Origin of the sequence: Knoellia altitudinis, assembly GCF_042666355.1 — a bacterium.
GTDB classification, from domain to species: domain Bacteria; phylum Actinomycetota; class Actinomycetes; order Actinomycetales; family Dermatophilaceae; genus Knoellia; species Knoellia altitudinis.
In genome coordinates, this window is record NZ_JBHTDK010000002.1 from 14,868 (window position 1) to 35,911 (window position 21,044).

General features: G+C 70.0%; 17 protein-coding genes. 11 read left to right on the plus strand and 6 right to left on the minus strand.

Annotated elements, in window-relative coordinates; translation table 11 throughout:
- Position 1: 1 nt before the first annotated feature.
- Entirely contained in the window at positions 2-943 is a 942-nt protein-coding gene (locus ACFQW8_RS14845) for a LysR family transcriptional regulator (protein ID WP_380088732.1), read from the minus strand.
- Between the two features lie 339 nt (positions 944-1,282).
- Here ACFQW8_RS14845 and ACFQW8_RS14850 point away from each other — a divergent pair, with 339 nt between their 5' ends.
- Positions 1,283-2,158: a Sir2 family NAD-dependent protein deacetylase gene (locus ACFQW8_RS14850; RefSeq protein WP_380088734.1), complete on the plus strand. Its 876-nt coding sequence runs from the start codon at positions 1,283-1,285 to the stop codon at positions 2,156-2,158.
- 10 nt (positions 2,159-2,168) lie between these two features.
- On the opposite strand, the gene lexA is transcribed toward ACFQW8_RS14850, so the two are convergent.
- On the minus strand, positions 2,169-2,915 hold the full coding sequence (lexA, locus tag ACFQW8_RS14855) for a transcriptional repressor LexA (RefSeq protein WP_380088735.1): 747 nt from the start codon (positions 2,913-2,915) through the stop codon (positions 2,169-2,171).
- Between the two features lie 195 nt (positions 2,916-3,110).
- On the opposite strand from lexA, the gene ACFQW8_RS14860 reads away from it, so the two are divergent.
- Both ACFQW8_RS14860 and ACFQW8_RS14865 read left to right on the plus strand, forming a co-directional pair.
- Positions 3,111-3,518 carry a LysM peptidoglycan-binding domain-containing protein gene (locus ACFQW8_RS14860; protein WP_380088737.1) on the plus strand — a complete coding sequence of 136 codons (408 nt, stop codon included), beginning with the start codon at positions 3,111-3,113 and terminating at the stop codon, positions 3,516-3,518.
- Positions 3,519-3,777: 259 nt separating this feature from the next.
- Positions 3,778-4,221, plus strand: a complete 444-nt coding sequence (locus tag ACFQW8_RS14865; RefSeq protein WP_380088738.1) for a VOC family protein — start codon at positions 3,778-3,780, stop codon at positions 4,219-4,221.
- A 146-nt stretch (positions 4,222-4,367) separates the two neighbouring features.
- Here ACFQW8_RS14865 and ACFQW8_RS14870 read toward each other — a convergent pair whose 3' ends face one another.
- The 3 genes from ACFQW8_RS14870 to ACFQW8_RS14880 form a co-directional block, all read right to left on the minus strand.
- The gene (locus tag ACFQW8_RS14870) at positions 4,368-5,489 is read right to left on the minus strand and encodes a winged helix DNA-binding domain-containing protein (protein ID WP_380088740.1); all 1,122 of its coding nucleotides are present in this window, start codon (positions 5,487-5,489) and stop codon (positions 4,368-4,370) included.
- Between the two features lie 18 nt (positions 5,490-5,507).
- The gene (locus ACFQW8_RS14875) at positions 5,508-6,107 is read right to left on the minus strand and encodes a GNAT family N-acetyltransferase (protein ID WP_380088742.1); all 600 of its coding nucleotides are present in this window, start codon (positions 6,105-6,107) and stop codon (positions 5,508-5,510) included.
- 69 nt (positions 6,108-6,176) lie between these two features.
- Positions 6,177-6,647: a hypothetical protein gene (locus ACFQW8_RS14880; RefSeq protein WP_380088744.1), complete on the minus strand. Its 471-nt coding sequence runs from the start codon at positions 6,645-6,647 to the stop codon at positions 6,177-6,179.
- 129 nt (positions 6,648-6,776) lie between these two features.
- Between ACFQW8_RS14880 and ACFQW8_RS14885 the strand changes: the two genes are divergently transcribed.
- The 7 genes from ACFQW8_RS14885 to ACFQW8_RS14915 all read left to right on the plus strand — a co-directional run bounded on the left by ACFQW8_RS14885 (position 6,777) and on the right by ACFQW8_RS14915 (position 15,727).
- Positions 6,777-9,155, plus strand: a complete 2,379-nt coding sequence (locus tag ACFQW8_RS14885; protein WP_380088745.1) for a WD40/YVTN/BNR-like repeat-containing protein — start codon at positions 6,777-6,779, stop codon at positions 9,153-9,155.
- 89 nt (positions 9,156-9,244) lie between these two features.
- Entirely contained in the window at positions 9,245-10,021 is a 777-nt protein-coding gene (locus tag ACFQW8_RS14890) for a carbohydrate ABC transporter permease (protein WP_380088746.1), read from the plus strand.
- The gene (locus ACFQW8_RS14895) at positions 10,018-11,310 is read left to right on the plus strand and encodes an ABC transporter substrate-binding protein (RefSeq protein WP_380088747.1); all 1,293 of its coding nucleotides are present in this window, start codon (positions 10,018-10,020) and stop codon (positions 11,308-11,310) included. Before ACFQW8_RS14890 ends, ACFQW8_RS14895 begins: the two co-directional genes overlap by 4 nt.
- On the plus strand, positions 11,307-12,311 hold the full coding sequence (locus ACFQW8_RS14900; RefSeq protein WP_380088748.1) for an ABC transporter ATP-binding protein: 1,005 nt from the start codon (positions 11,307-11,309) through the stop codon (positions 12,309-12,311). The genes ACFQW8_RS14895 and ACFQW8_RS14900 overlap by 4 nt, the downstream gene beginning before the upstream one ends.
- Positions 12,308-13,171, plus strand: coding sequence for a carbohydrate ABC transporter permease (locus ACFQW8_RS14905; protein ID WP_380088750.1), 864 nt, complete (start codon positions 12,308-12,310; stop codon positions 13,169-13,171). Before ACFQW8_RS14900 ends, ACFQW8_RS14905 begins: the two co-directional genes overlap by 4 nt.
- A gap of 156 nt (positions 13,172-13,327) precedes the next feature.
- On the plus strand, positions 13,328-14,836 hold the full coding sequence (locus ACFQW8_RS14910) for a S8 family peptidase (protein ID WP_380088751.1): 1,509 nt from the start codon (positions 13,328-13,330) through the stop codon (positions 14,834-14,836).
- 249 nt (positions 14,837-15,085) lie between these two features.
- Positions 15,086-15,727: a hypothetical protein gene (locus ACFQW8_RS14915; protein ID WP_380088753.1), complete on the plus strand. Its 642-nt coding sequence runs from the start codon at positions 15,086-15,088 to the stop codon at positions 15,725-15,727.
- Positions 15,728-15,788: 61 nt separating this feature from the next.
- Here ACFQW8_RS14915 and ACFQW8_RS14920 read toward each other — a convergent pair whose 3' ends face one another.
- Entirely contained in the window at positions 15,789-18,269 is a 2,481-nt protein-coding gene (locus tag ACFQW8_RS14920; protein ID WP_380088755.1) for a CHAT domain-containing protein, read from the minus strand.
- An 88-nt stretch (positions 18,270-18,357) separates the two neighbouring features.
- Here ACFQW8_RS14920 and ACFQW8_RS14925 point away from each other — a divergent pair, with 88 nt between their 5' ends.
- Positions 18,358-20,994 carry a hypothetical protein gene (locus ACFQW8_RS14925; RefSeq protein ID WP_380088757.1) on the plus strand — a complete coding sequence of 879 codons (2,637 nt, stop codon included), beginning with the start codon at positions 18,358-18,360 and terminating at the stop codon, positions 20,992-20,994.
- Positions 20,995-21,044 lie beyond the last annotated feature (50 nt).

Here is a 21,044-nt window from a genome sequence, read left to right on the forward strand (position 1 = left end):
GTCAGCGGGCAGCGGCCTTCTTGCGGGTCTTGGCCGCCGACGCCTTGGCGCTCTCGACGAGCGCGTCGAGCGTGGCCCTGACCGCCGGGACGCGCTGGAGGTCGGGCGTGGTCACGGCGACGATGTGGCGGCGCGAGGCCGGGGTCATCGGGAGTGCCGCGACGTCCTCGTGGTGGACCGTCTTGAGGATGAGGTCGGGGATGACCGCGACGCCGAGCCCTTCGGCGATGAGTCCCATGACCGCCACGTAGTCCTCGGTCTCGTAGGCGATGTCCGGGACGTAGCCCGCGGTGCTCGCGAGCTGGAGGAGGTGGCCTCGGCAGCGGGGACAGCCGGCGATCCACGTCTCGTCCTTGAGGGCGGCCATGTCGACGTGCTTGGCACGGGCGAGGTCGTGGGTGCGCGGCACCGCGAGCAGAACCTCGTCGTCGAGGAGGGGGGTGGTGACGAAGGCGTCGAGATCCTCCTCGCCGCGGCCGAGGTCGGTGCCCTCGTAGACGAAGGCCACCGCGAGGTCGCACTCCCCGGCACGCAGCGCGGCCAGCGACTCGCGCGGCTCGCCCTCGCTGAAGGTTATGGAGACGCCCGGGTGCTCGGCCTTGACCTTGGCCAGGGCCTTGGGGACGAGGGTCGCCGAGGCGCTGGGGAAGGCCATGAGACGGACGCGGCCGGAGCGCAGGCCGGCGATGGCAGCGACCTCCTCCTCCGCGGCGTCGAGGGCCGACAGGACGGGTCCGGCGTGGCGGGCCAGCACGGCACCGGCCTCGGTGAGGCGCACGCTGCGGCCGATGCGCTCGACGAGTGTCGTGCCCGTGCGGGTCTCGAGGCGACGGACCATCTGTGAGATGGCGGGCTGGGAGTATCCGAGGGAGAGGGCCGCCGCGGTGAAGCTGCCCTCGTCGGCGATGGCCCGCATGACGCGGAGGCCGGCTGCATCGATCATGGATGAATCCTATAACGCCCAGTTATCAAAGGGCCAGTCCTCTGCACACCGCGTGATGCGCTGACGGACGAGGGCAGGGCGTATCTGGCGGTGGTGCCGAGCCCTCCTCTCCAGCATGAAGGCCACGATGCGAAGGCGGACAGCCCGCCGCAGCCACCACCCGGACGTCAGCTGTGACGCCCTCGGCCGGTGGCACTGGAGGTGTCAGTGCGGAGCCGGAGCGTACGCGGGCGGGTCGGCAACCGACTGGCGCTGGATGGTCACGGGAGCGCTGGTCCACCAGAGCGCCTGCCCCGGCGAGTGAGTCCGGGCCCGCTCGGGGCGACCTACGATGGTGGGGTGAGTCGAGAGGTGTCCGTGGGTGAGGTCGCATCGCTCCTGCGCGACCGCGGCCCTGCGTTGGTCCTGACCGGCGCCGGCCTCTCGACCGAGAGTGGCATCCCGGACTACCGCGGGCCTGACGGCCAGCGGCGGGTGACGCCGATGTCGCATCAGGAGTTCTGTGCGACCAGTGCTGCGCGACAGCGTTACTGGGCGCGCAGCTTCATCGGTTGGCAGCGCTTCTCCGTCGCCGAACCCAACGCCGGGCATCGGGCCGTCGCCGAGCTCCAGCGCGTCGGCGCGATCGGCACCGTCATCACCCAGAACGTCGACGGCCTCCACCAGGACGCCGGCACGCGCGACGTCATCGAGCTCCACGGAAGCCTTGCCGACGTGGAGTGCCTCACCTGCGGCGAACGCACCGACCGTGACCTCGTGCAGGCCTTCATGGACGATGCCAACCCCGGGTTCGCTTCTCTCGCTCTGGGACTCGTCGGCGACGGTTCCAGGGTGAGCAGCCAGATCCGGCCCGACGGCGACATCGTCCTTGCCGATGACGCCGTGCAGACCTTCGTCCCGCCTCGCTGTCTCGTGTGCGGGGACGACACCCTCAAGCCAGACGTCGTCTTCTTCGGCGGCTCGGTGCCCAAACCACGGGTCGAGCAGTGTTTCGCCCTCACCGAGGCCGCGCCGGTCCTCGTCGTGCTCGGGTCGTCGCTCAAGGTGATGAGTGGATACCGGTTCGTGCGCCGCGCCGCGGCACACGGCATACCCGTCGTCGTCGTCACGTTGGGCCCCACGCGTGGAGACGCCGAGACGACACATCGGATCGATGCGCCGCTCGGCGTCACGTTGACCGCCTTGGCGCGGGAGCTGGCCGCGCGGCTGGGGTGAGCCCAGCCGCTCAGATGCGACGCAGGACTGCGGTGACCTTGCCGAGGATCGTCGCGTGGTCGCCGTCGATGGGGTCGAAGGACGGGTTGTGGGGCATGAGCCAGACCTTGCCGTCCTTGCGCTTGAACGTCTTGACCGTCGCCTCGTTGTCGAGCATGGCGGCCACGATGTCGCCGTTGTCGGCGTTCGGCTGCTGACGCACCACGACCCAGTCACCGTCACAGATCGCGGCGTCGACCATCGAGTCACCGACGACCTTGAGCAGGAACAGTGAGCCCTCGCCGACGATCTGCTTGGGCAGTGGGAAGACCTCGTCCACCATCTCCTCGGCCATGATCGGCACACCGGCGGCGATCCGGCCGAGCACGGGCACATAGCTGGCCTCGGGCCGCGCGTCGCCCGAGCCGGTCGGGTCGAGGTCGGCGTCGATGTCGTCGGGAGCTGCTCCACCCCGGTAGCCACGGATGTCGCTCGGCGTGTCGGGGGAGATGACCTCGAGCGCACGGGGCCGGTTGGGGTCGCGGCGCAGGTAGCCCTTCTTCTCGAGGGCGTGCAGCTGGTGCGACACCGAGCTGGGAGAGGTGAGGCCGACGGCCTGGCCGATCTCACGCATGCTCGGCGGGTAGCCACGGCGGTCGACCGAGTTGCGGATGACGTCGAGAACCTTGCGCTGACGCACCGTCAGGGTGCCGTCGCCCGGGTCCCGGTCGGGCAGCTGGTGGACGTCGGCGTCGTCCTGGCGGCGCTTGTCGCTCATGGTTCGTCTCCTCAGAAGGCGTTGTCAGTGGCGCCTGATTGGCTTTCTGACATGAGCACAGCCTACGGAGTTCGAGCAGGTGTTTCAAACATCTGTTCGACGCGTGTCTTGAACTCCTCGAACATCCGTGCTAGAAATCGTACAAGCGTTCGTTCGAACACCGTTTCGAGCGGGACACCGATCCAGGAGGACACCATGAGTGCAGTTGCAGTGCTGGACGGCACGACCATCGGGTATGCCGCGCCGCGTCCGGTTCCGCGTCGCTCGACGCAGCCGCGCCTCGTGTCGATCCCCACCGGGGCGTCGGTGCCCGTGTTCGCGGCGCCGGCGCTGAGGGTCACCCGAGCCGGTCGTCTCGTCCTGACGACCATGGTGCTCCTGGTTGCCCTGGTGGTCGCCTTCGTCGCTCTCACGGGAGGAGCGGCCGCGTCGGCGCCTGCCGTGACGGTGACGGTGCAGCAGGGGCAGACCCTCTCCGAGATCGCTGCCCAGCACCTCGCCGGGGTGTCGGTCGCGACCGGTGTCGCCGAGCTGCAGGCGGCCAACGACCTTGCCACGGCCCAGGTCAGGGTCGGCCAGACCATCGTCATCCCCCAGGGCTGACGCACCACGCTCCGAGCCGCTTCGACCCCGGTTCGGTCCTGAGTCCTTGGATGAGCTTCGACCCCTCTCCGACTCAGCATGGAGGGCGCCCCGCCAGTCTTCGCGCGGGGCGCCCTTTGCTGTGCCCGGCGTCGTCCGCGACGTGTGGCGCACGAGCGCCATCCTTGGGCCGCAATCGGGGCATCGGGTGTCGCTGCTGGGCAATAAGTCCGGGCCGGCGGGGCTTGGACCTCTCATGACAGATCAGTCGAGTGGGCGAGTGCAGAAGGTCAAGCAGCTGCGAGTGGTCGTGGAGGCGGAGGACTACGACACCGCGGTCCGGTTCTATCGCGACGTCCTCGGCATGGACGAGATCGCGGCGTTCTCCTCGGGAGGGGAGGACCGGGTCGCGATCCTCGAGGCTGGCCGGGCGACCTTTGAGATCGCGAGTCCAGCGCACAAGGTGGCGATCGACGCCGTCGAGGCGGCGGGAACGCCGAGCCCGAAGATCCGGATCGCGTTCGAGGTGGACGACGCCGAGTCGGCGACTCGCGAGGCGGAGAGTGCTGGAGCAACCGTCGTCGCAGAGCCGGTCCTCACCCCATGGATGTCGCTCAACTCCAGAGTCGACGCTCCGGCGGGCCTCACGGTCACCTTCTTCGAGGAGACCGAGGACTCGCACGAACGGGCCGAGCGCGACGGGTTCGGCACCAACGACGCCTGACCCGATCCACTTGCGAACCAGCGTGTCGCGCGCTGCACATGGGGCCGGCCAGCAGCCTTGGCGTCTCCGCGACTTCTGGCACTCCCAGCCCGGCTGGATCTAGGGCTACAGATGGGCTGCTCAGCGAGGCGTCAGACGCCTCGCGCTCAGGCGAAGACGAGGTTCAGAGGTAGGTCGTGGAAGGCCGCCAGGAACTGCGCGGCTTCGGCGATGCCATCGCGTTCCGCGGGGTCGAGGTCGGCCTCCAGGCGGACGGTGACCGTGACGCGCCTGGGCTCGGTCTTGCGCTTGAACGTGCCGAGGTCGTGCCCATCGACGACGACGATCCCACCGGCAGCTTCGGAGATGAGTCGGGTCCGGTCCGTGTCGGGGTTGCTCCTGGGGAAGCCGGTGGTGGGATAGGTCAGTGCCGCCTCGTCGAAGGTCGACAGCAGGTATGCCGTGTGCTTGAGCGACGTGCGCGCCGTCACCGTGGGGTCGTACCAGAGGGTCTCGCCCTGGCACTCGACGGATTCGAGAGGGTGCGTCGACTGCAGCGAGCTGGAGGTCATGATCTCCGCTGTGGCAGAGCGGATCTCGGTGAGGGTGAGGCCGCTCCAGCGCTGGAGGTCGCGCTCGGAGGCAGGGCCGTGCCCGGCGTGGAACCGGTGGGTCAGCTCGACGAGTGCCCTCTCACGCGACCACGTGTCCGCCTCCGCTGCCGGGATCGTCTCGTCGACCAGGGCGTAGGTGTGCTCGGTGCCTCGGGGTGGCCCGGAGCAGATGACGGCTCTCACCTCGGCGCAGATCAGCTGGTGTGCCATCGTCTCGCCCGGTCCCGGCAGGCCTGCAGCCGCGAACTCCGGTCCGATCTCCTTGCGGGTCATGGTCCGCCCTCCGCGAAGGAGCTCGCGCAGGAGGTCGATGCCCCGGTCGACGATCTCGGGCGTGAGTCCCAGCTGGCGGTGGCGGGCGGGCATGGCGGCCTCGACCTTGCCGCCGGTGAGCGCCTGGATCCAGCGAAGGTCCTCGGGCGCGACGTGGTGCCACGTGGGTCGGAGGATGTGCGTGCGCACCCAGCCGCCGGCCGACTGCTCGGCCAGCACGGCGGCATACGTGATGGCGCGTGAGCGCATGGCGAGGGAGTGCGCTGCGAGAGGTGCGTCCTGGCTCTGGACACAGGTGAGCAGACGGACAGCGTCGGCAGCTTGGGGGAGCGGCGCGGACGAGAGGCGCTGGACAGCGAGGCGTCGCCGGATGACCCAGTCGCGGGTCACGTGTCGGGGCATGGCCACATCCTGCCGCGATCAGGCCAGCAGGGTTCGGCGCATCGTGAGGCGAGGCATCTTGCTGGCCGTCGCCCCGGTCGTTCCGACCACCTCGAAGCCACAGCGCCCGAACATCGCCCTGGTCCCGACGAACGCCAGCGTGAGGTCCATGCGGCCCTGCGGGTCGACGGGATGGGCCTCGACGGCGGGCGCTGCGTTGGCCCTCGCGTAGTCGACCGCACCCTCGATGAGGTGCCGGGTCACCCCGCGTCTGCGAAAGCCGCTGCGGACGACGACACAGACGATGCTCCACACCGGGAGGTCGTCGGTCGGAGGCATGAGTGTGGACCGCTCGAGGCGGGTGATCTCGGAGCGGGGCCCGATGTTGCACCAGCCGACCGGCTCGCCGTCGAGATAGGTGATGACGCCCGGCGGGTGCTCACGCTCGCAGAGGGCGCGCATCGCCAGCTCGCGCTGGTCCTCCCCGGTGCCGCCGAGCTCGGTGACCTCGGCCGCGGTGAGCCGATGGGAGAGGCACCAGCAGTGCGTCGTGCGGCGGTTCCTGTTGACGACGGTCACGAAGTCCTCGAACCGGTCGGGCGTGACCGGATGCGTCTCCCACACGGGCTCGGAGGTCATGGGACCCATGATGCCCGCGGTCTGCGACAGGAGCTGCTCAGCTCGTGGTCGGGCTGCGACAGGAGCTGCTCAGCTCGTGGTCGGGCTGGGAGTGGCGCTCGGCAGCTGGCTGGGGTCGACGAGCACGAGGTCGATCTCCCACTGGCCCTCGCAGTCGGCTGCGCGCACGAGCGCCTGCCCCGCGGCATACGTCCCGGAGGTGAAGAACACCTCGGCCTCGAATCCCTCGTTGTCCATGCCAGCGGGTCGGAAGCCGGCCGCGGTGACCGCGTCCTGGATCGAGACGGTGAGCTCCTCGAGTGGCTGGGTCGAGACGGCGCGCGCGTTCACGTGGCCCTGGGTCGAGGTGACGCGCGTGACCTCGCCGACCCCGTCGAAGGACAGGCCCGACGGCAGGAGCGCGAGCTCGGCTGCCGGAGCAGCGCTGGGCGCCGGACAGGCCTGACCCTCACCAGGTCCGGAGGAACACCCGACCAAGGCGCTGACGACGACGGCACCGACCCCCAGGAGCGCCGCGAGACGGGTCCGGGAGAGGGGCATTGGACAAGTCTATGGACAGAACTCACAGGTAGTTCGTCCAGACACTCGACCTAGTCAGTTGTGACGACTAGGTTGACCAGATCGTGGTCCGCCGACGGGGCCGACCCGACCCTGCAGGCAGGAATGCAAGTGGCACTCGCACACAAGAAGTGGTGGCCGCTCGTCGCCGTGACAGCTCTGGCCGTACCGGTCGGCGTCTCGGCGGCCTCCGTGGCGGAATCGGAAGACAAGAAGCGACGCACCAGCGCCGCGAAGCAGCAGGAGCGGCCCTCGGCCGACCCGACCGGTGCCGAGGAGTGGATGTACCTCCAGCGTGCCAACGCCGACGGGTCGATCCCCGAGGACGCAGTCAGGGAGGCTGTGGCGCAGTCCACCTCCATGGGCAAGGCGTCGCAGGGCAGTCCCAGCACCGACCAGGTGTGGGGCAACCTCGGCCCGTCCAACATCGGTGGCCGCATCCGCGACATCGCGGCCGACCCGACGACCCAGGGCGTGTCCTACATCGCGACCGGCACCGGCGGCCTCTGGAAGTCCACGGACAGCGGCGCGACGTTCGACGTCGCGTGGGACGACCAGCTGCCCCAGTCCATGGGTGCGGTTGCTGTCGACTCCAAGGGCGTCGTGTGGGCCGGCACCGGCGAGCCCGACCACGGTGGTGGCTCGGCCTACTACGGCAACGGGGTCTACAAGTCGGGTGACGACGGGGCGACCTGGACCAACATGGGTCTGAAGGACAGCGACACGATCGGCCAGATCGTCATCGACCCGCGCGACGACGACCGCGTCTTCGTCGCCGTCATGGGCGCCCTGCACGACACCGAGCCGACCCGCGGCCTCTTCCTGACCGAGGACGGCGGCTCCACCTGGGAGCGCGTCATCGTCCCCGGCTCCGCCGCCACCGGCGCGATCGACGTCAGCATCAACAAGAGCAACCCCGACGTCATGCTCGCGACCACTTGGGACAAGATCCGTGACGAGAAGTCGCGCATCTACGGGCCGCACTCCTACCTCTACCGCTCGACCGATGCCGGTCGCACGTGGACCGAGGTCCAGGACGCCCCGCTGCCCCAGAGCGAGACCAACCCGGCGCTGCAGACCCCGGACAACCTCGTCGGTCGCATGGGCGTCGACTTCTCCGACAGCGACCCCAACCGCGCGTACCTGATCTCCAGCACGGCCCGCGGCAACTTCAACGGCTTCTTCACCAGCGCCGACGCCGGCGCCACGTGGACGGCCGTGGGTTCGACGAGCACCGGCACGCTGCAGAACGTCAGCGGCGGCTTCGCCTGGTGGTTCGGCCGGGTCTACGTCGACCCGCAGGACCCGCAGCACGTCTTCGTCGCCGGTGTCCAGCTCGCCGAGAGCCTCAACGGCGGCCAGACCTGGACCACGTCGCAGACGCCGCACGCCGACCAGCACGGCGTCGAGTGGGACCCGTTCGTCGAGGACAAGGTCTACCTCGGCAACGACGGCGGCTTCTACTGGTCGACGCAGAACGGCGCGGCTCGTGGGCTCTGGCAGAAGACGCCGGACCTGCCGGTCACGCAGTTCTACGCGATGGACGTCTCCCTCCAGAACCCGCAGCGTCTCAACGCAGGTGCTCAGGACAACGGCTCGCTGAAGTCGTGGAACCTGGACAACAGCACCAACGGCGACTGGTTCAACTTCGTGGGTGGCGACGGGATGATGAACCGCATCGACCCGACGAACGACCGCAAGTACTACGGCTGCTCACAGAACGGTGGCTGCCGCGGCTTCGTCGGCACGGACACGGGACAGTCGGCGTTCAACATGACGATCCCCGGCCTGCGCAAGAACTGGGTCGCACCGTTGGAGTTCGCTGCCGACCCGCGGATCATGTTCGGCGCCAGCGAGTACGTCAGTCGGATGAACACGGATGTGGGCCAGCGTCGCTGGGAGCAGATCAGCCCGGACCTCACCGAGGGCACCGAGCCTCGGGCGCCGGGGTTCGGCACGATCACCGCGATCGGCACGACCAAGGCTGACCCCAACCTCGTCTACGCCGGCACCGACTCGGGCCTCATGTGGGTGTCGCGCAACGCGATGGCACCGGCAGCCGAGGTGACGTGGACCAAGATCGAGAGCCCGACCTTCCCGGGCCGCTGGGTCACCCGCGTCACGATCGACCCGCAGAACCCGAAGGTCGCCTGGGCCAGCTTCTCGGGCTGGCGTTCGGGTGACGGCTACCCGCACCTGGTCATGACCAGGGACGGTGGCAGGACCTGGTCCGACATCGTGGGCAAGCGCGTTCCGCAGGCGCCCATCAACGACGTCATCCGCCACCCCACCAAGGCCAACTGGCTCTTCATCGCCACCGACGTGGGCGTCTACCGGACGACCAACCTCGGCAAGACCTGGATCAAGGTTGGGGCCAACCTCCCGCTCGTCCCGATCAACGACATCGACCTGCCTGACGGCAGCGAGACGCTCTACGCCGCGACCTACGGCCGCAGCATCTGGACGACCTCACTCGCCGAGGCGAGCTGAGGGCAGGACGTCTCGAGGTCTGAGTCGCCCTGAGCACCACGACCAGCAGTCGGCCACCCCGACGTCCCGCCTTCGGGCGGGGCGTCGGGGTGGCCGCGCTGTGCCTGCTCTTCCTCGCCCCGCTCGCCGTCATGGGGCTGGGCTCGCTGCAGCGTCCCCTGCAGCCGCCACCGGACGGGCTCGACCTCTGGCCCGACCCGGCGACCTGGTCGAACTACGGGAGCGTCGCCGACTTCATGCCCCTGCTCCGGCTCATGCTCAACTCGCTGCTTCTCGTCGCGGTCGCGGTCCCGGTGACCGTGCTCGTGACGTCGATGGCGGGGCTGGCGCTGGTCACGTCTCGGGGTCGCACGCGCGCCCTCCTCGCCGGAGTCTCGGTGCTGATGATGCTCGTCCCCGCCTCCGCCCTGTGGGTGCCGAGAGTCGTCGTGCTGCGGACGCTCGGCCTCACCGACACCCCGCTCACGGTGGCGCTCCTCGCTCTCGCCGGCACGACACCGTTCTACGTGCTCCTCTTGGCCCTGGCCTACTCGCGCATCCCGATCTCGGTGCTCGAGGCCGCGACGCTCGAGGGCATGAGCCCGTATGCCGTGTGGCGGCGGATCGCGTTCCCGCTCGTCCGCCCGGCGGCCGTCGCGGTCGCCGCGTTGAGCTTCGTGTACTACTGGTCCACGTTCATGGATCCGCTGACGCTCGTCGCGTCCCCGCGCCACTGGCCGGTGGCGCTGGGCCTGCGGAACCTCAGTGAGATGGAGGCTGCCCTGTATCCGATCTATCTCGCCGCCGCGGTCATCGTCACCGCGCCGGCGCTCCTCGCGTTCCTCGTCAGCCAGCGGGCGTTCTTCGCCTCCGTGGTGAAGCGATGAGGCGCCGCCGATGGGGCAGCGCCATCGCGGGCGCTGCGGTGGTCGCCGCCGGTCTGGTGGCGTGTGGTGACCCGGGCCCCTCCGGTGGCGACGAGGCGGCAGCCGGTGGTGGCGCCGCTGCCACCGCTCCGATCACCTTCCAGGTCAAGGCCGAACCGGAGGAGGCGGCGGTCTATCGCAGTCTCGTCACGGCATACCAGGGCTCTGGTGGTGGCGACGTCGAGATGATCCCGGTGGGCCGCAAGGACCACCTGACCCGGCTGTCCACGGCGTTCGCCTCGGGGGACGCACCGGACGTCTTCCTCATCAACTACCGCGAGTACGCGCCGTTCGTGCAGCGGGGTGCGGTGGAGCCGATCGGGCCGATGCTCACCGAGAACGGCATGAACCGCAGCGACTACTACGAGGAGCCGCTGAAGGCGTTCACCTACGAGGGCGACCTCCAGTGCATGCCGCAGAACATCTCCTCGCTCGTCGTCTACTGGAACACCAAGCTCTTCGCCGCGGCCGGTGTCGAGGCGCCCAAGCCGGGCTGGACGTGGGACCAGTTCGCCTCTGCCGCAGCGTCCCTCACCAAGGGCGCCGTCAAGGGCGTCGGCATCGACCCCTCGATCACGCGCATGGCGCCACTCATCTGGAGCAGGGGCGGCACGGTCGTCGACGACACGGCGAAGCCGACGCGCACGACGTTGCACGAGCCCGGAGCCCGGGCCGCGCTGCAGGAGGTCGTCGACCTCATCGCCTCGGGCTCCACTCCCTCCAAGGAGCAGATGGCGGCGCAGGGGCTCGAGGAGCAGTTCATGACGGGCAAGATCGCGATGTTCATGAGCTCGCGCGTCGAGGTCCCGGCGCTGCGTGAGCAGAAGGGACTGGAGTTCGACGTCGCCGGGCTGCCGTCGCTCGGCCAGCCCGCCTCGGTGCTCCACTCTGACGCCTACTGCATCGCCGCCGGCTCGCCCAACAAGGAGGCCGCCGCGAAGTTCATCGCGTATGCCGTGGGGCAGCAGGGCCAGACCGTCACCGCCCTGGGTGGGCGGACCGTGCCGTCGCTGAGGTCGGTCGCGACCTCACCGGCGTTCCTCAGCCCCGACCGCGCTCCCGCGTCCTCCCAGGTCTTCCTCGACGCCATCCCGCACCTGCAGCACACCCCGGTCACGCCGGTGTGGCCCGAGGTCGAGGACATCATGGGGACGCAGCTGCAACGCGCCTTCGAGGACCGCGTGCCGCTCGACGAGGTCATCAGCGAGATCCGGTCACAGGCTGACCCCCTCCTGGCGAAGGGTTCATGAGCCTGCGGATCGAGGCTGCGCACAGGGCATTTCGGGCGCGCGGTCGCGATGACGTCGTGGCGCTCGACGGGGTCGACCTCACCGTGGGCGAGGGCGAGCTGCTCGTCGTGGTCGGCCGCTCGGGCTCGGGCAAGACGACGTTGCTGCGGGTGGTCGCCGGGCTCGAGCCACTCGACTCGGGGCGGGTGCTTCTCGACGGGGAGGACCTCACGGCGACCGCACCGGGTGCCCGGGGCGTCGCGCTCGTCTTCCAGGAGGCCGCGCTCTTCCCGCACCTGCGGGTGCGCGACAACATCGGGATCGGCGAGCGGGCCCGCGGTGCCGACCGCAAGGTGACCGAGGCGGCGGTGGTCGAGGTCGCGGCAACGTTGGACGTCGAGGACCTTCTCGACCGCACGCCCTCCGAGCTCAGTGGCGGCGAGCGACAGCGGGTGGCCCTGGCGCGGGCCATGATCCGCTCCCCCCGCGCCCTGCTGCTTGACGAGCCACTCGCCGCGGTCGACGCGGAGCAGCGTGGTCGGATGCGTGGTGTCATCCGTGACGTGCAGCGGCGACTCGGGGTGCCCATGATCCACGTGACCCACGACCAGAGTGAGGCGATGGCACTCGGTGACCGCGTGGCGCTCATGGACCGGGGCCGCGTCGTCCAGTGCGACACCCCTGATGCGCTGTATGCCGCGCCGTCCCACGTCGCCGTCGCCCGCGGTTTCGGTCCGCTGCCGATGAACATCCTGCCGCCGGAGCGTGGCGTGTGCGTGGGGGTGCGTCCTGAGCGGGTCCGGCTCGACCCCAGCGGCTCGGGGCCCCTCTGCGCCGTCATGGAGAGGGAGCCTGCGGGGGAGGACTCGCTCATCCACCTCGTCTGCGCGCCCGAGGGGACGGCCGTGGTGGCGAGGGTGCCGCGCGGCTCCGAACCCCGACCCGGTGACCAGGTGCGGCTGTCCTGGGACCCCGCCCATGAGCACCGCTTCAACGCGACGACGGGGGAGCGGGTCGCGTGAGGCGCTCGCCGTTGGCCCTGCCCTACCTCCTCGGGTCATTGCTCCTCGTCGGGGTGCCACTCGTCCTCGCCGGCTACCTCGCGTCGACGAGCTACCACGGCTTCCGGGCACCGGTCTTCACCGGCGCGGAGAACTGGGCGCGGCTCACCGGTGACGCGCCGTTCTGGCGGTCGGTGGGGGTGAGCGCCGTCGTCGCCGCCGTCGCCGTGCCGCTGCGGCTCGCCCTCGCCGTCGGGGCAGCACTGCTGCTCGCCCGCAGGGGTGCGGGGGCGTCGGTGGGGCGGGTCGCGGCATACCTGCCGTCCGTCATCCCGGAGGCGGCCTGGGCCCTTCTGTGGCTGTGGATCCTCAACCCCCTCTACGGCCCGCTGCCCGCGTTGCTGCGGGCGCTGGGTGTGCCGGATCCGGGGTTCCTCACCGAGCCGTGGGGCGCTCGCCTCGGGTTGGTGCTTGTCATGGCCTTCCAGGTCGGCGAGGCGTTCGTCGTGGCGCTGGCGGCACGGGCGGCGATCCCCCCGCGGCTTTACGAGGCGATCGCGGTCGAGGGGGGCTCGGCGTGGTTCGCGACACGACGGCTGACGCTGCCGCTCATGGCGCCGATCGTCCTCGTCCTCGCGGTGCGTGACGTGGTCGTCGTGGTGCAGAACGCCTTCGTCCCGGCCCTGCTCGTCACCGAGGGTGGTCCGGCGAACGCGACCGTCACGGCGCCGCTGCACCTCTACCAGCGGGCGTTCGAGTACGGCGAGCTCGGCTACGCGTCGACGCTGTCGGTCACCCTGCTCGTGCTCACCGTACTGGCCGCTGCCCTGCCGCTCTGGCTGGCGTCGCGGTTGGCGCTGCGCCAGCGCAGCCGCGCCTGACCGATCCGCCCGGCCTCCAATGTGGCCATGATCCATGATTCGTTCGGGTGGTACTAGAAATAGCCCCCGGATCCAGCAAGGATGGACGCTGCTGCCCCGATGAGGGGCGGCCCTTGACGTGCAACGGATGGTTGCACCCTTCACAACGGAGTGAGAATGACTCGTATCACTGCACGCCGGCGGACAACCTTCGCCGTCGCAGCATCAGCGGCAGCTGCCGTAGCCCTGCTCGGCGCCGCCCCCACCGTGGCCACCGCCGACATCACCGAGATGTCCACCCCGGTGCCGATCGCGGCGCCGGACGGGATGACGATGAGCTACATCCTCAACACCAAGGTCGCGAACCCCGGCCAGACCCGCCTCGTCGAGAAGGCCGTGACCGAGGCCGGCGGCGTGGTCGTCCAGAGCTGGCCGCAGATCGGCGTGGTCGTCGCGCACTCCCAGCGTTCGGCCTTCCGGGCCGACGTCCGGGCCGCCGGCGGCAACGCGCTGGACTCGGTCGGCGCGTCCCGCACCGCCGAGGTCCTCGAGGGAACCCCGGCAGCCGCGCAGGCTCCGTGGGGCCCCGGCGCGAATGGCTACAAGAAGGGGGCGTCCAAGCCCACCAACGGTGACGTCGAGGCTCCCACCACCCCGGCCGAGACCCTGGACACCCGTGAGGGCGAGCAGTGGGACATGCAGATGATCAAGGCCGACCAGGCCCACAAGATCACTGACGGCTCCCGCAACGTGCTCGTCGGCGTCCTCGACAGCGGCATCGACCCGGACCACCCGGACCTCCAGCCCAACATCGACCTGGCCACCTCGGTCAACTGCACCGACGGCGGTCGTCCCGACACCTCGGCGACCGGGTGGAACCCCACCACGAGTGACCACGGCACGCACGTCGCAGGCACCATCGCCGCTCCGCGCAACGGCGTCGGCATCGTCGGTGTCGCTCCGAACGTGCGGATGGCCGCGGTCAAGGTCGTCAGCGACGAGGGCTACATCTACCCGGAGTACGCCGTCTGCGGTTTCGTCTGGGCCGGTCTCAAGGGCATGGACGTCACGAACAACAGCTACTACATCGACCCGTTCGAGTTCTGGTGCAGTGACCAGCCCGACCAGGCCGCTGCCAAGGAGGCCGTGACCCGCGCGGTCGCATGGTCCACCAAGCAGGGCGTCGTGCACGCCGCCGCTGCCGGCAACTCGGCGAAGGACCTGTCCGACAAGACGAAGTTCCAGGACACGGGCAGCCCGAACGACAGCACCCCGGTCGTGCGCACGATCAACAACGAGTGCCACGACATCCCCGCTGAGCTCCCCGGCGTGGTCACCACGTCGTCCGCGACGCGCACCGGCGTCCTGTCGAACTTCTCCAACCGCGGTCTGGGCGTCATCGACGTCTCCGCTCCCGGAAGCTCGATCCTCTCGACGATCGTGACGAACAACGGCTACGGCACCAAGAGCGGCACCTCGATGGCCTCACCGCACGCAGCGGGTGTCCTCGCGCTCATGAAGTCCGTCCACCCGGAGCTCACCCCCGAGCAGATGGTCGCCAAGCTTCGCGCGGACGCCACCGACAAGGCCTGCTCCACGGCGACCGGTCCTGCATGCGTGGGTACGCCGGAGGACAACAGCTACTTCGGCGAGGGCATGATCGACGCCCTCAAGGCGGTCAGCTGACCCAACAGGTTCGTCGACTGACGTAGACGAATCCCCGACTGCCGGGGGTGAGCACCTCGCTCACCCCCGGCAGTTCTGCGTCCGCCCAGGGATCGACGACCCTCATCGGTGCCGCGCCGCGCTGTGCGCTGCCTCGCTGTGGCGCAGCAGTGCACAGCGGGTACCGGGAACATCAGCGTCCGTTTTGTAGTTGTGTAACTATGTAAGCACTGCAAGATGATGCAGTTCCCCCAGGAAGGGAGACCCACCATGAGGTCCCACCACACACACTTCAGCCCAGAGGACTCGCAGGACACCCCCCGAGGTGGCCGCGGCGAACGTCGCGGTCCACGCGGCGGCGGTCGCGGCGGGCGCGGGCCCGGCATGGGCCGACCCGGTGGCTGGCAGCAGGCCGACGTCCCCAGCGCAGACGACGCCCGGGACTGGTTCAGCGGGCGCCTGCCCACGGACTGGTTCACCGAGGTCGAGGTCAACGTCGACCGGGACGAGATCACCGTCATCGGCACCCTGCCGGACACCGAGGGCGGCGCCGAGACCAGTGCCGTTTCCGAGGGCCGCATCAGCCGGTGGCGCGCCGACACCAAGGAGCAGCGGATCGAGATCGCCCGCGAGGCCGAGCACCGCTACGAGCGCAAGGTGTCGTGGGGCGTGCGGCTCGGTGAGACCGAGGCGCTCTTCACGCACCTCGCCGCCCCGGTCATGACGCGCCTGCGTCAGCCTGAGCGCCAGGTCCTCGACACCCTCGTCGATGCCGGCGTCGCCCGCTCCCGCAGCGACGCGCTCGCGTGGTCGGTCCGTCTCGTGGGCCAGCACGCGGACGAGTGGCTCGGACAGCTTCGCGAGGCCATGAGCGAGGTCGACAAGCTCCGCTCGCAGGGGCCCACGGCCTGACCCGACCACGACGGTCAGGTATGCCGCCCGCTCGACGCGAGCGGGCGGCATACCTGCGTCCTCAGGGTGTGGACCAGGTGCCGGCACCGAAGACCACGAAACCGGCCCAGTCGCGGATCTGGGCACCGGCCCTCATGCGTTGCACGGCTGCGTCCTGCAGGGCCAACGCCGGTCCATGGCTGAGCAACGAGCCGTAGAACGCGGTGACCAGGAGCCGGGCCTCGGTGTCGTCGATGACCCACAGTGGACCGAGGACGGTGCGCGCACCGGCAGTGAGCAGTGCCGACAGCAGTCCGTAGGGCTCATCGCCGGGTCCGAAGCGATAGACGCCTCCGTCGCAGATGCTGAGGACGACGAGCTGTGCCGCCCGCAGGTCCATGCCCCGCAGCTCTTCGGCGTTGACGTGGCCGTCGTGGTCGCTGGCGGGGGTCAGCATGATGCGGTGCATGTTGAGCACGTCTGCCTCGGGGAACTCGCCGTGGGTGGCGAAGTGGACGATGCTGCGACCGGCCACCTCCTGACGCAGTGCCGCCTCGGTGGCCTCTGCGCCCACGAGCACCCGTGAGTCGAGTCCGGACAAGGTGGCCCCGACGTCAGCCAGCTCCAGCTCGGTGTCCGGCAACGGCTCGAAGTCCTCCAGGACAGGGTTGGCGAAGCCGAGGAAGCTCGTGGGCCGCGCGGGAGGCCGACGGCGCAGCTCCTCCCACACCGAGACGCTCGGCACCACGACGGTCGCCACCTCCTCGGCCAGAAACGTGCCCTCAGGGGTTCGCAGCGCTGCGAACGGCACGCCGTGGAGGATCCCGTGCGGGACGACGTAGAGCGTCTTCCAGCCCCTCACCGAGATCCCGACCTCTTCGAGGGGCGTCACCAGGATCCGGTAGAGCTCCGCCAACCGGGCCTTGGCGTCGTCCTCCTCGGCGTTGAGGATCGACAGGCGGGTGTTGATGATCAGCTCCCCGAGCGGACTGGCGTCGATGGGCTGCCGGCCGTCGGCCTGGATGCGACCGGTGAACCCGCTGCCGCCGTCACCCCGGAGGGGCAGGTGCACGGGCAGTGCTCCGTGCGACGTGATGGCCAGGATGAGGAGCTCGCCCGCCGGATCGAGCGGGTTGTAGGGGAGGTAGTAGCTGACGACGGCCTCGTCCGGCCCCAACGACTCGATGACCGTGTCGATGGTGCCAACTGGTGTCGTGCCGACGAAGCCGGCATCGTGCGCGGCATAGAGCGACTCGAGCTCGGCCAGCGACTGGAGGCGCTCCGGCGACGGGGTCAGTCCACCGATGGGGAGTCGGCTCGTCAGCCGGATCTGCTCGCCGACCTCGTCGCGCAGGCTGGGCGGCGCCTCGAGGTGCATGACGTCGGCCTCTAGTGCTGCGGCGCGGGACTGCTGCGCCTCGTCCAGGTCCCGGGTCCGGCCGGTCATCTCGTCCAGCAGGGTGCGGGCGCGGCAGCGCTCGAGCGCGTGGTGGGCCCGGTCGACGTCGCGGCCGAGCAGCATGGAGAACTCGTCGGACACGCTGTCGCCGTTGAGCTCATCCAGCTGCTGGGCCATCCAGAGTCGCCCGGCACGCGAACGCGACCGGGTGCGGAAGGAGTCGACAGCACCGGCGAACCGCTCACGAATGGCCGTCAGCTCGGCATGTGGCCGGTGGGAGGAGCGCTCGCCGGCATACAGCACAGCCGCCCCTGACATGAAGGTGTCGAGGTCCCCCTGCTCCTCCGCCAGCTCAAGGACCCGGAGCAACCGCTCGCGTCCGGAGTCGGGACTGCCGGCCTCGTAGGAGAGCTTGGCGAGCACCATCTCGAGCGTCGACGGATTAGGGTCCTCGCCGGTGAAGCTCCGTGTCCCGGGTGCGACGAACGACTCGGTCGCCAGGGCGACGTTCCTCAGCGACCGGTCCATGTCCGCGCGCTGCTCGTCGAACCAGTGCTGCTGTCGCACCTCGCGAACCGTCACGCCGACGAGGGAGACCAGCATCCGGGCCCGATCGCTGTCGGGGTCCGCCTCGATCAGGGCGAGTGCCTCCACGCAGTCGTCGAGCGCGACGAGCAACCACCGACGGTAGGAGTCCTGGTCTCGCTGCTCCCGTGCGGCATGCCCGGCGAAGTAGGCACTGTCCGCCACGACGACGCTCGCGTGGAACACGAGAGAGGGCAGACGCAGGCGTCGAGCCAGCCCCATCATCGCCCGTGCGCTCTCGCGCGCGAGCTCGTGCTCCTCGACCGTCACGGCGAGCACCTTGGTCACCTCGGCCTGACGGACTCCGCAGTCCACCGCGCGTGGCCAGTCCTGGAGCTGGCTGAAGACCACCATCGCGGCCCCGAACGCAGCCTTCGCGCGGGGCAGGTCAGAGGCGTCGATGGCGGAGAAGCCGGACAGTGCCAGCTCGACGGCGAGCTCGGAGCTGAGCGGTTCGACCGCGTCCAGCCGGGCGGGGAACTGGTCCGGGGCGGACACAGCCACCTCGAGCAGATCGTGTGCGAGGTTCGTCGTGGCTCCGGTGGCCGACGACTCGAGGGCGGGACCGTCGTCCGACATGGCCGCAACCTACCGAGGCCGGGGGCGCTTGCCTAGAGGCGAGTCGAACCCACTGACACGCGTGGCGGATCTGAGTAGCGTGCGAGGGGTGAAGCGCGCCTACGTGCTCGTCGGAGTGAGCCGCACCGGTCGCCTGCGTCCCCTGCCCGCCGTCGCCGAGGGACTTGCGGCCATGCGCAGGTGGATCCGGGACCAGGGGGTGCCCGACGAGCTCGTGACATGTCTCGACGACTCCGACGGCGGTGTGGTCGACGCGGCCGCCGTCTTCGCGGCGGTCAAGGCCTTTGCGGACAGCCGGACGGTGGAGCAGCTCACCCTCTACTTCTGCGGGCACGGCGTGGTGAACGACGGGAGCGAGCTGTGGTTGCTGTCCGGCGCCCCGGACGATCCCAGTGAGGCCGTCAACGTCGCGAAGTCGGTGCGGTTGGCAGAGCGTGGCTCCATTCCCCACGTCGTGCTGCTCTCCGACGCGTGCCGCAGCCCCGCCGCGTCGCTGCAGTTCGGCGAGGTGACCGGCTCCTCCGTCTTCCCCAACCCGCCCACGCCGGGATCGCGCAAGGTCGATGTCTTCTATGCGACTCGCGTGGGGGAGAACGCCCACCAGGTCAGTGAGGAGGAAGCCGACGCGGCGGTGGCGGAGGCCGCCAAGGCGTTCCATGCCGTGTGGTCCGAAGTGGTTGCCGAGGCGCTCAGTGGCGCGCACCCCCAGCTGCTGGAACCCTTAGGCGCGACCGAGAGTGAGTTCGATGTCGTGCGGCCATGGTCGCTGCACCACGCGCTGCCGGAGCTGCTCTCGAGCCGGCTCTCCGAGCTGGGCGTGGCGACCCGGGTCGTGCAGTCTCCCGAGAGCCGGATCACCTCGGACCCCAAGGCCGTGTGGCTGTCGCAGGTGCCGCGAGGACAAGGAGGTCACCCTGGTGGAGGTGGAGGGGAGCCGCCCGGGGACGACGTCGCGGGTCTGCCGGCGGACGATGTCGGGGCGCCTCCGGGCGACGGCGACATCCCACCTCCGCCACCACGGCGACCGCGCGGGCGCAGGCCCAGGCCGGGTTCGGGGGGACACGTCCCCTCGACGCCCGTGCCGACACCACCCCCGGTGGCGATCGCGGATCCCACCGAGGACCAGGCCCGGGCCGCTGCGGCACAGCTCGTGGCGGCAGCAGCGCAGATCGGCGACGCGGACGTCACCGGCGTCCGACTGTCGGCGGATGCCCCGCCGGAGCGGACAGACATGGCGGTGGTTCGCCGCACCAGGAGCGCGATGGTTGTGACGACGGGGGACCTGGCACTGCTGCTTCCGGTCGTGGGTGACCACCGCTGCACCGTGACCCTCGACAAGGACGTCGTCGTCGATGTCAGGTGGCACTCGCCGTCGACGTCGGTGCCGGGATCAGGTCAGCAGGCGGCGCACGACCTCGAGTGGCGGTCCGCGGTGGCGAGCCGTACCCGGTTCGGGCTGCACTGGCTCACCGACCCCGACGACGCCATCGACCGGGCCCTGGCGGTCGCGGACGAGGACCCGTCCGTCCCGGTCTACGTCGCCTACGGCCTCGTCCAGGAGGGCTACAGGTCACGCGTCCCGGAGCTTCTCGAGCGGTTGCGTGCGCAGAGCTCGCCCGTGCCCTACGACGTTGCGCTGCTGGCCGAGGACCCCTCAGACCATGACGGCCCGGCGGTCCCCACGCTCGCCGAGGGGTGGTCGCTGCTGGGCGCCGACGGCATCGCGCCGACGCCCTCGCTCCCCAGCCGGCATCCCTCGCTGTGGACCGTCTTCCGCACCGGCTCACCCGAGGCGCTCGACTCGCTGCTCACCCACCTCACGCCAGACCCACAGGAGCAGACCATGCGCACCCTCGTCCTCGTCCACGGCCGCTCACAGCAGGGCAAGGACAGCAAGGCGTTGAAGCAGGAGTGGCTCGATGCACTGCACCGGGGCCTGCGGGCGGCGGGCTCGGACGTCACCGTGCCTGATGACAAGGTGCGGTTCCCCTACTACGGCGACACGCTGGACGACCTGGTCACGGACGTCGAGGGCAAGGCCGCAGCAGTGGTCGTCCAGTCGGCGGGTGAACCGAACGCCGCGGAGCAGGAGTTCATCGCGGCAGTGGTCAGCGAGACCGTCGAGAGCGTCGGCCTGAGCGAGCAGGACATCCGCGCCCACGCTGTCGACGGTGCCGTCGTCGAGCAGGGTGTGCAGAACTGGCCCTGGGTGCTCGCTGCTCTGCGGGCCCTCGAGAACGTCCGCGGGCTGGGCAGTGTGAGCCTCGCCCTGGCCACCCGGGACGTCTACACCTACCTGCGCAACCCAGGTATCCAGACCATGATCGAGGCCGGCGTGCGTCAGGCGTTCGACCGCGAGAGCGAGTGCGTCGTCGTCGGGCACTCGCTCGGCTCGGTCGTGGCCTACGACGTCCTCAAGCGGCGGGCTGCGTCGGAGGGGTGGACCGTCCCCACCTTCATCACCCTGGGGAGCCCGTTGGCGGTGCGGACCATCGTCGAGGCCCTGGCCCCGATAGCCACGCCCGACGGCGTGCAGCAGTGGTTCAACGCCTATGACTCACGGGACGTCGTCTCCCTCCATCCCTTGGACGCCAGCCACTTCCCGGTCACGCCCGACATCGAGAACCTCGAGGTCACCAACGACACCCCCAATCGGCACGGCATCTCGGGCTACCTCTCCGACCCGGACGTTGCCCGCCGAATCCTCACGGCCCTGACGGACTGACCCGCGCAGAGCCGGCTCGAGGAGAGTGCGGGTATGCCGTCCGCGCACGA

Excerpts from the sequence above, each read along its gene's own strand:
- ACFQW8_RS14900 (WP_380088748.1), top strand. The coding sequence starts at position 11,307 with ATGAGCCTGCGGATCGAGGCTGCGCACAGGGCATTTCGGGCGCGCGGT.
- lexA (WP_380088735.1), bottom strand. The coding sequence starts at position 2,915 with ATGAGCGACAAGCGCCGCCAGGACGACGCCGACGTCCACCAGCTGCCC.
- ACFQW8_RS14870 (WP_380088740.1), bottom strand. The coding sequence starts at position 5,489 with ATGCCCCGACACGTGACCCGCGACTGGGTCATCCGGCGACGCCTCGCT.
- ACFQW8_RS14920 (WP_380088755.1), bottom strand. The coding sequence starts at position 18,269 with ATGTCGGACGACGGTCCCGCCCTCGAGTCGTCGGCCACCGGAGCCACG.
- ACFQW8_RS14845 (WP_380088732.1), bottom strand. The coding sequence starts at position 943 with ATGATCGATGCAGCCGGCCTCCGCGTCATGCGGGCCATCGCCGACGAG.
- ACFQW8_RS14860 (WP_380088737.1), top strand. The coding sequence starts at position 3,111 with ATGAGTGCAGTTGCAGTGCTGGACGGCACGACCATCGGGTATGCCGCG.
- ACFQW8_RS14875 (WP_380088742.1), bottom strand. The coding sequence starts at position 6,107 with ATGACCTCCGAGCCCGTGTGGGAGACGCATCCGGTCACGCCCGACCGG.
- ACFQW8_RS14880 (WP_380088744.1), bottom strand. The coding sequence starts at position 6,647 with ATGCCCCTCTCCCGGACCCGTCTCGCGGCGCTCCTGGGGGTCGGTGCC.
- ACFQW8_RS14895 (WP_380088747.1), top strand. The coding sequence starts at position 10,018 with ATGAGGCGCCGCCGATGGGGCAGCGCCATCGCGGGCGCTGCGGTGGTC.
- ACFQW8_RS14915 (WP_380088753.1), top strand. The coding sequence starts at position 15,086 with ATGAGGTCCCACCACACACACTTCAGCCCAGAGGACTCGCAGGACACC.
- ACFQW8_RS14910 (WP_380088751.1), top strand. The coding sequence starts at position 13,328 with ATGACTCGTATCACTGCACGCCGGCGGACAACCTTCGCCGTCGCAGCA.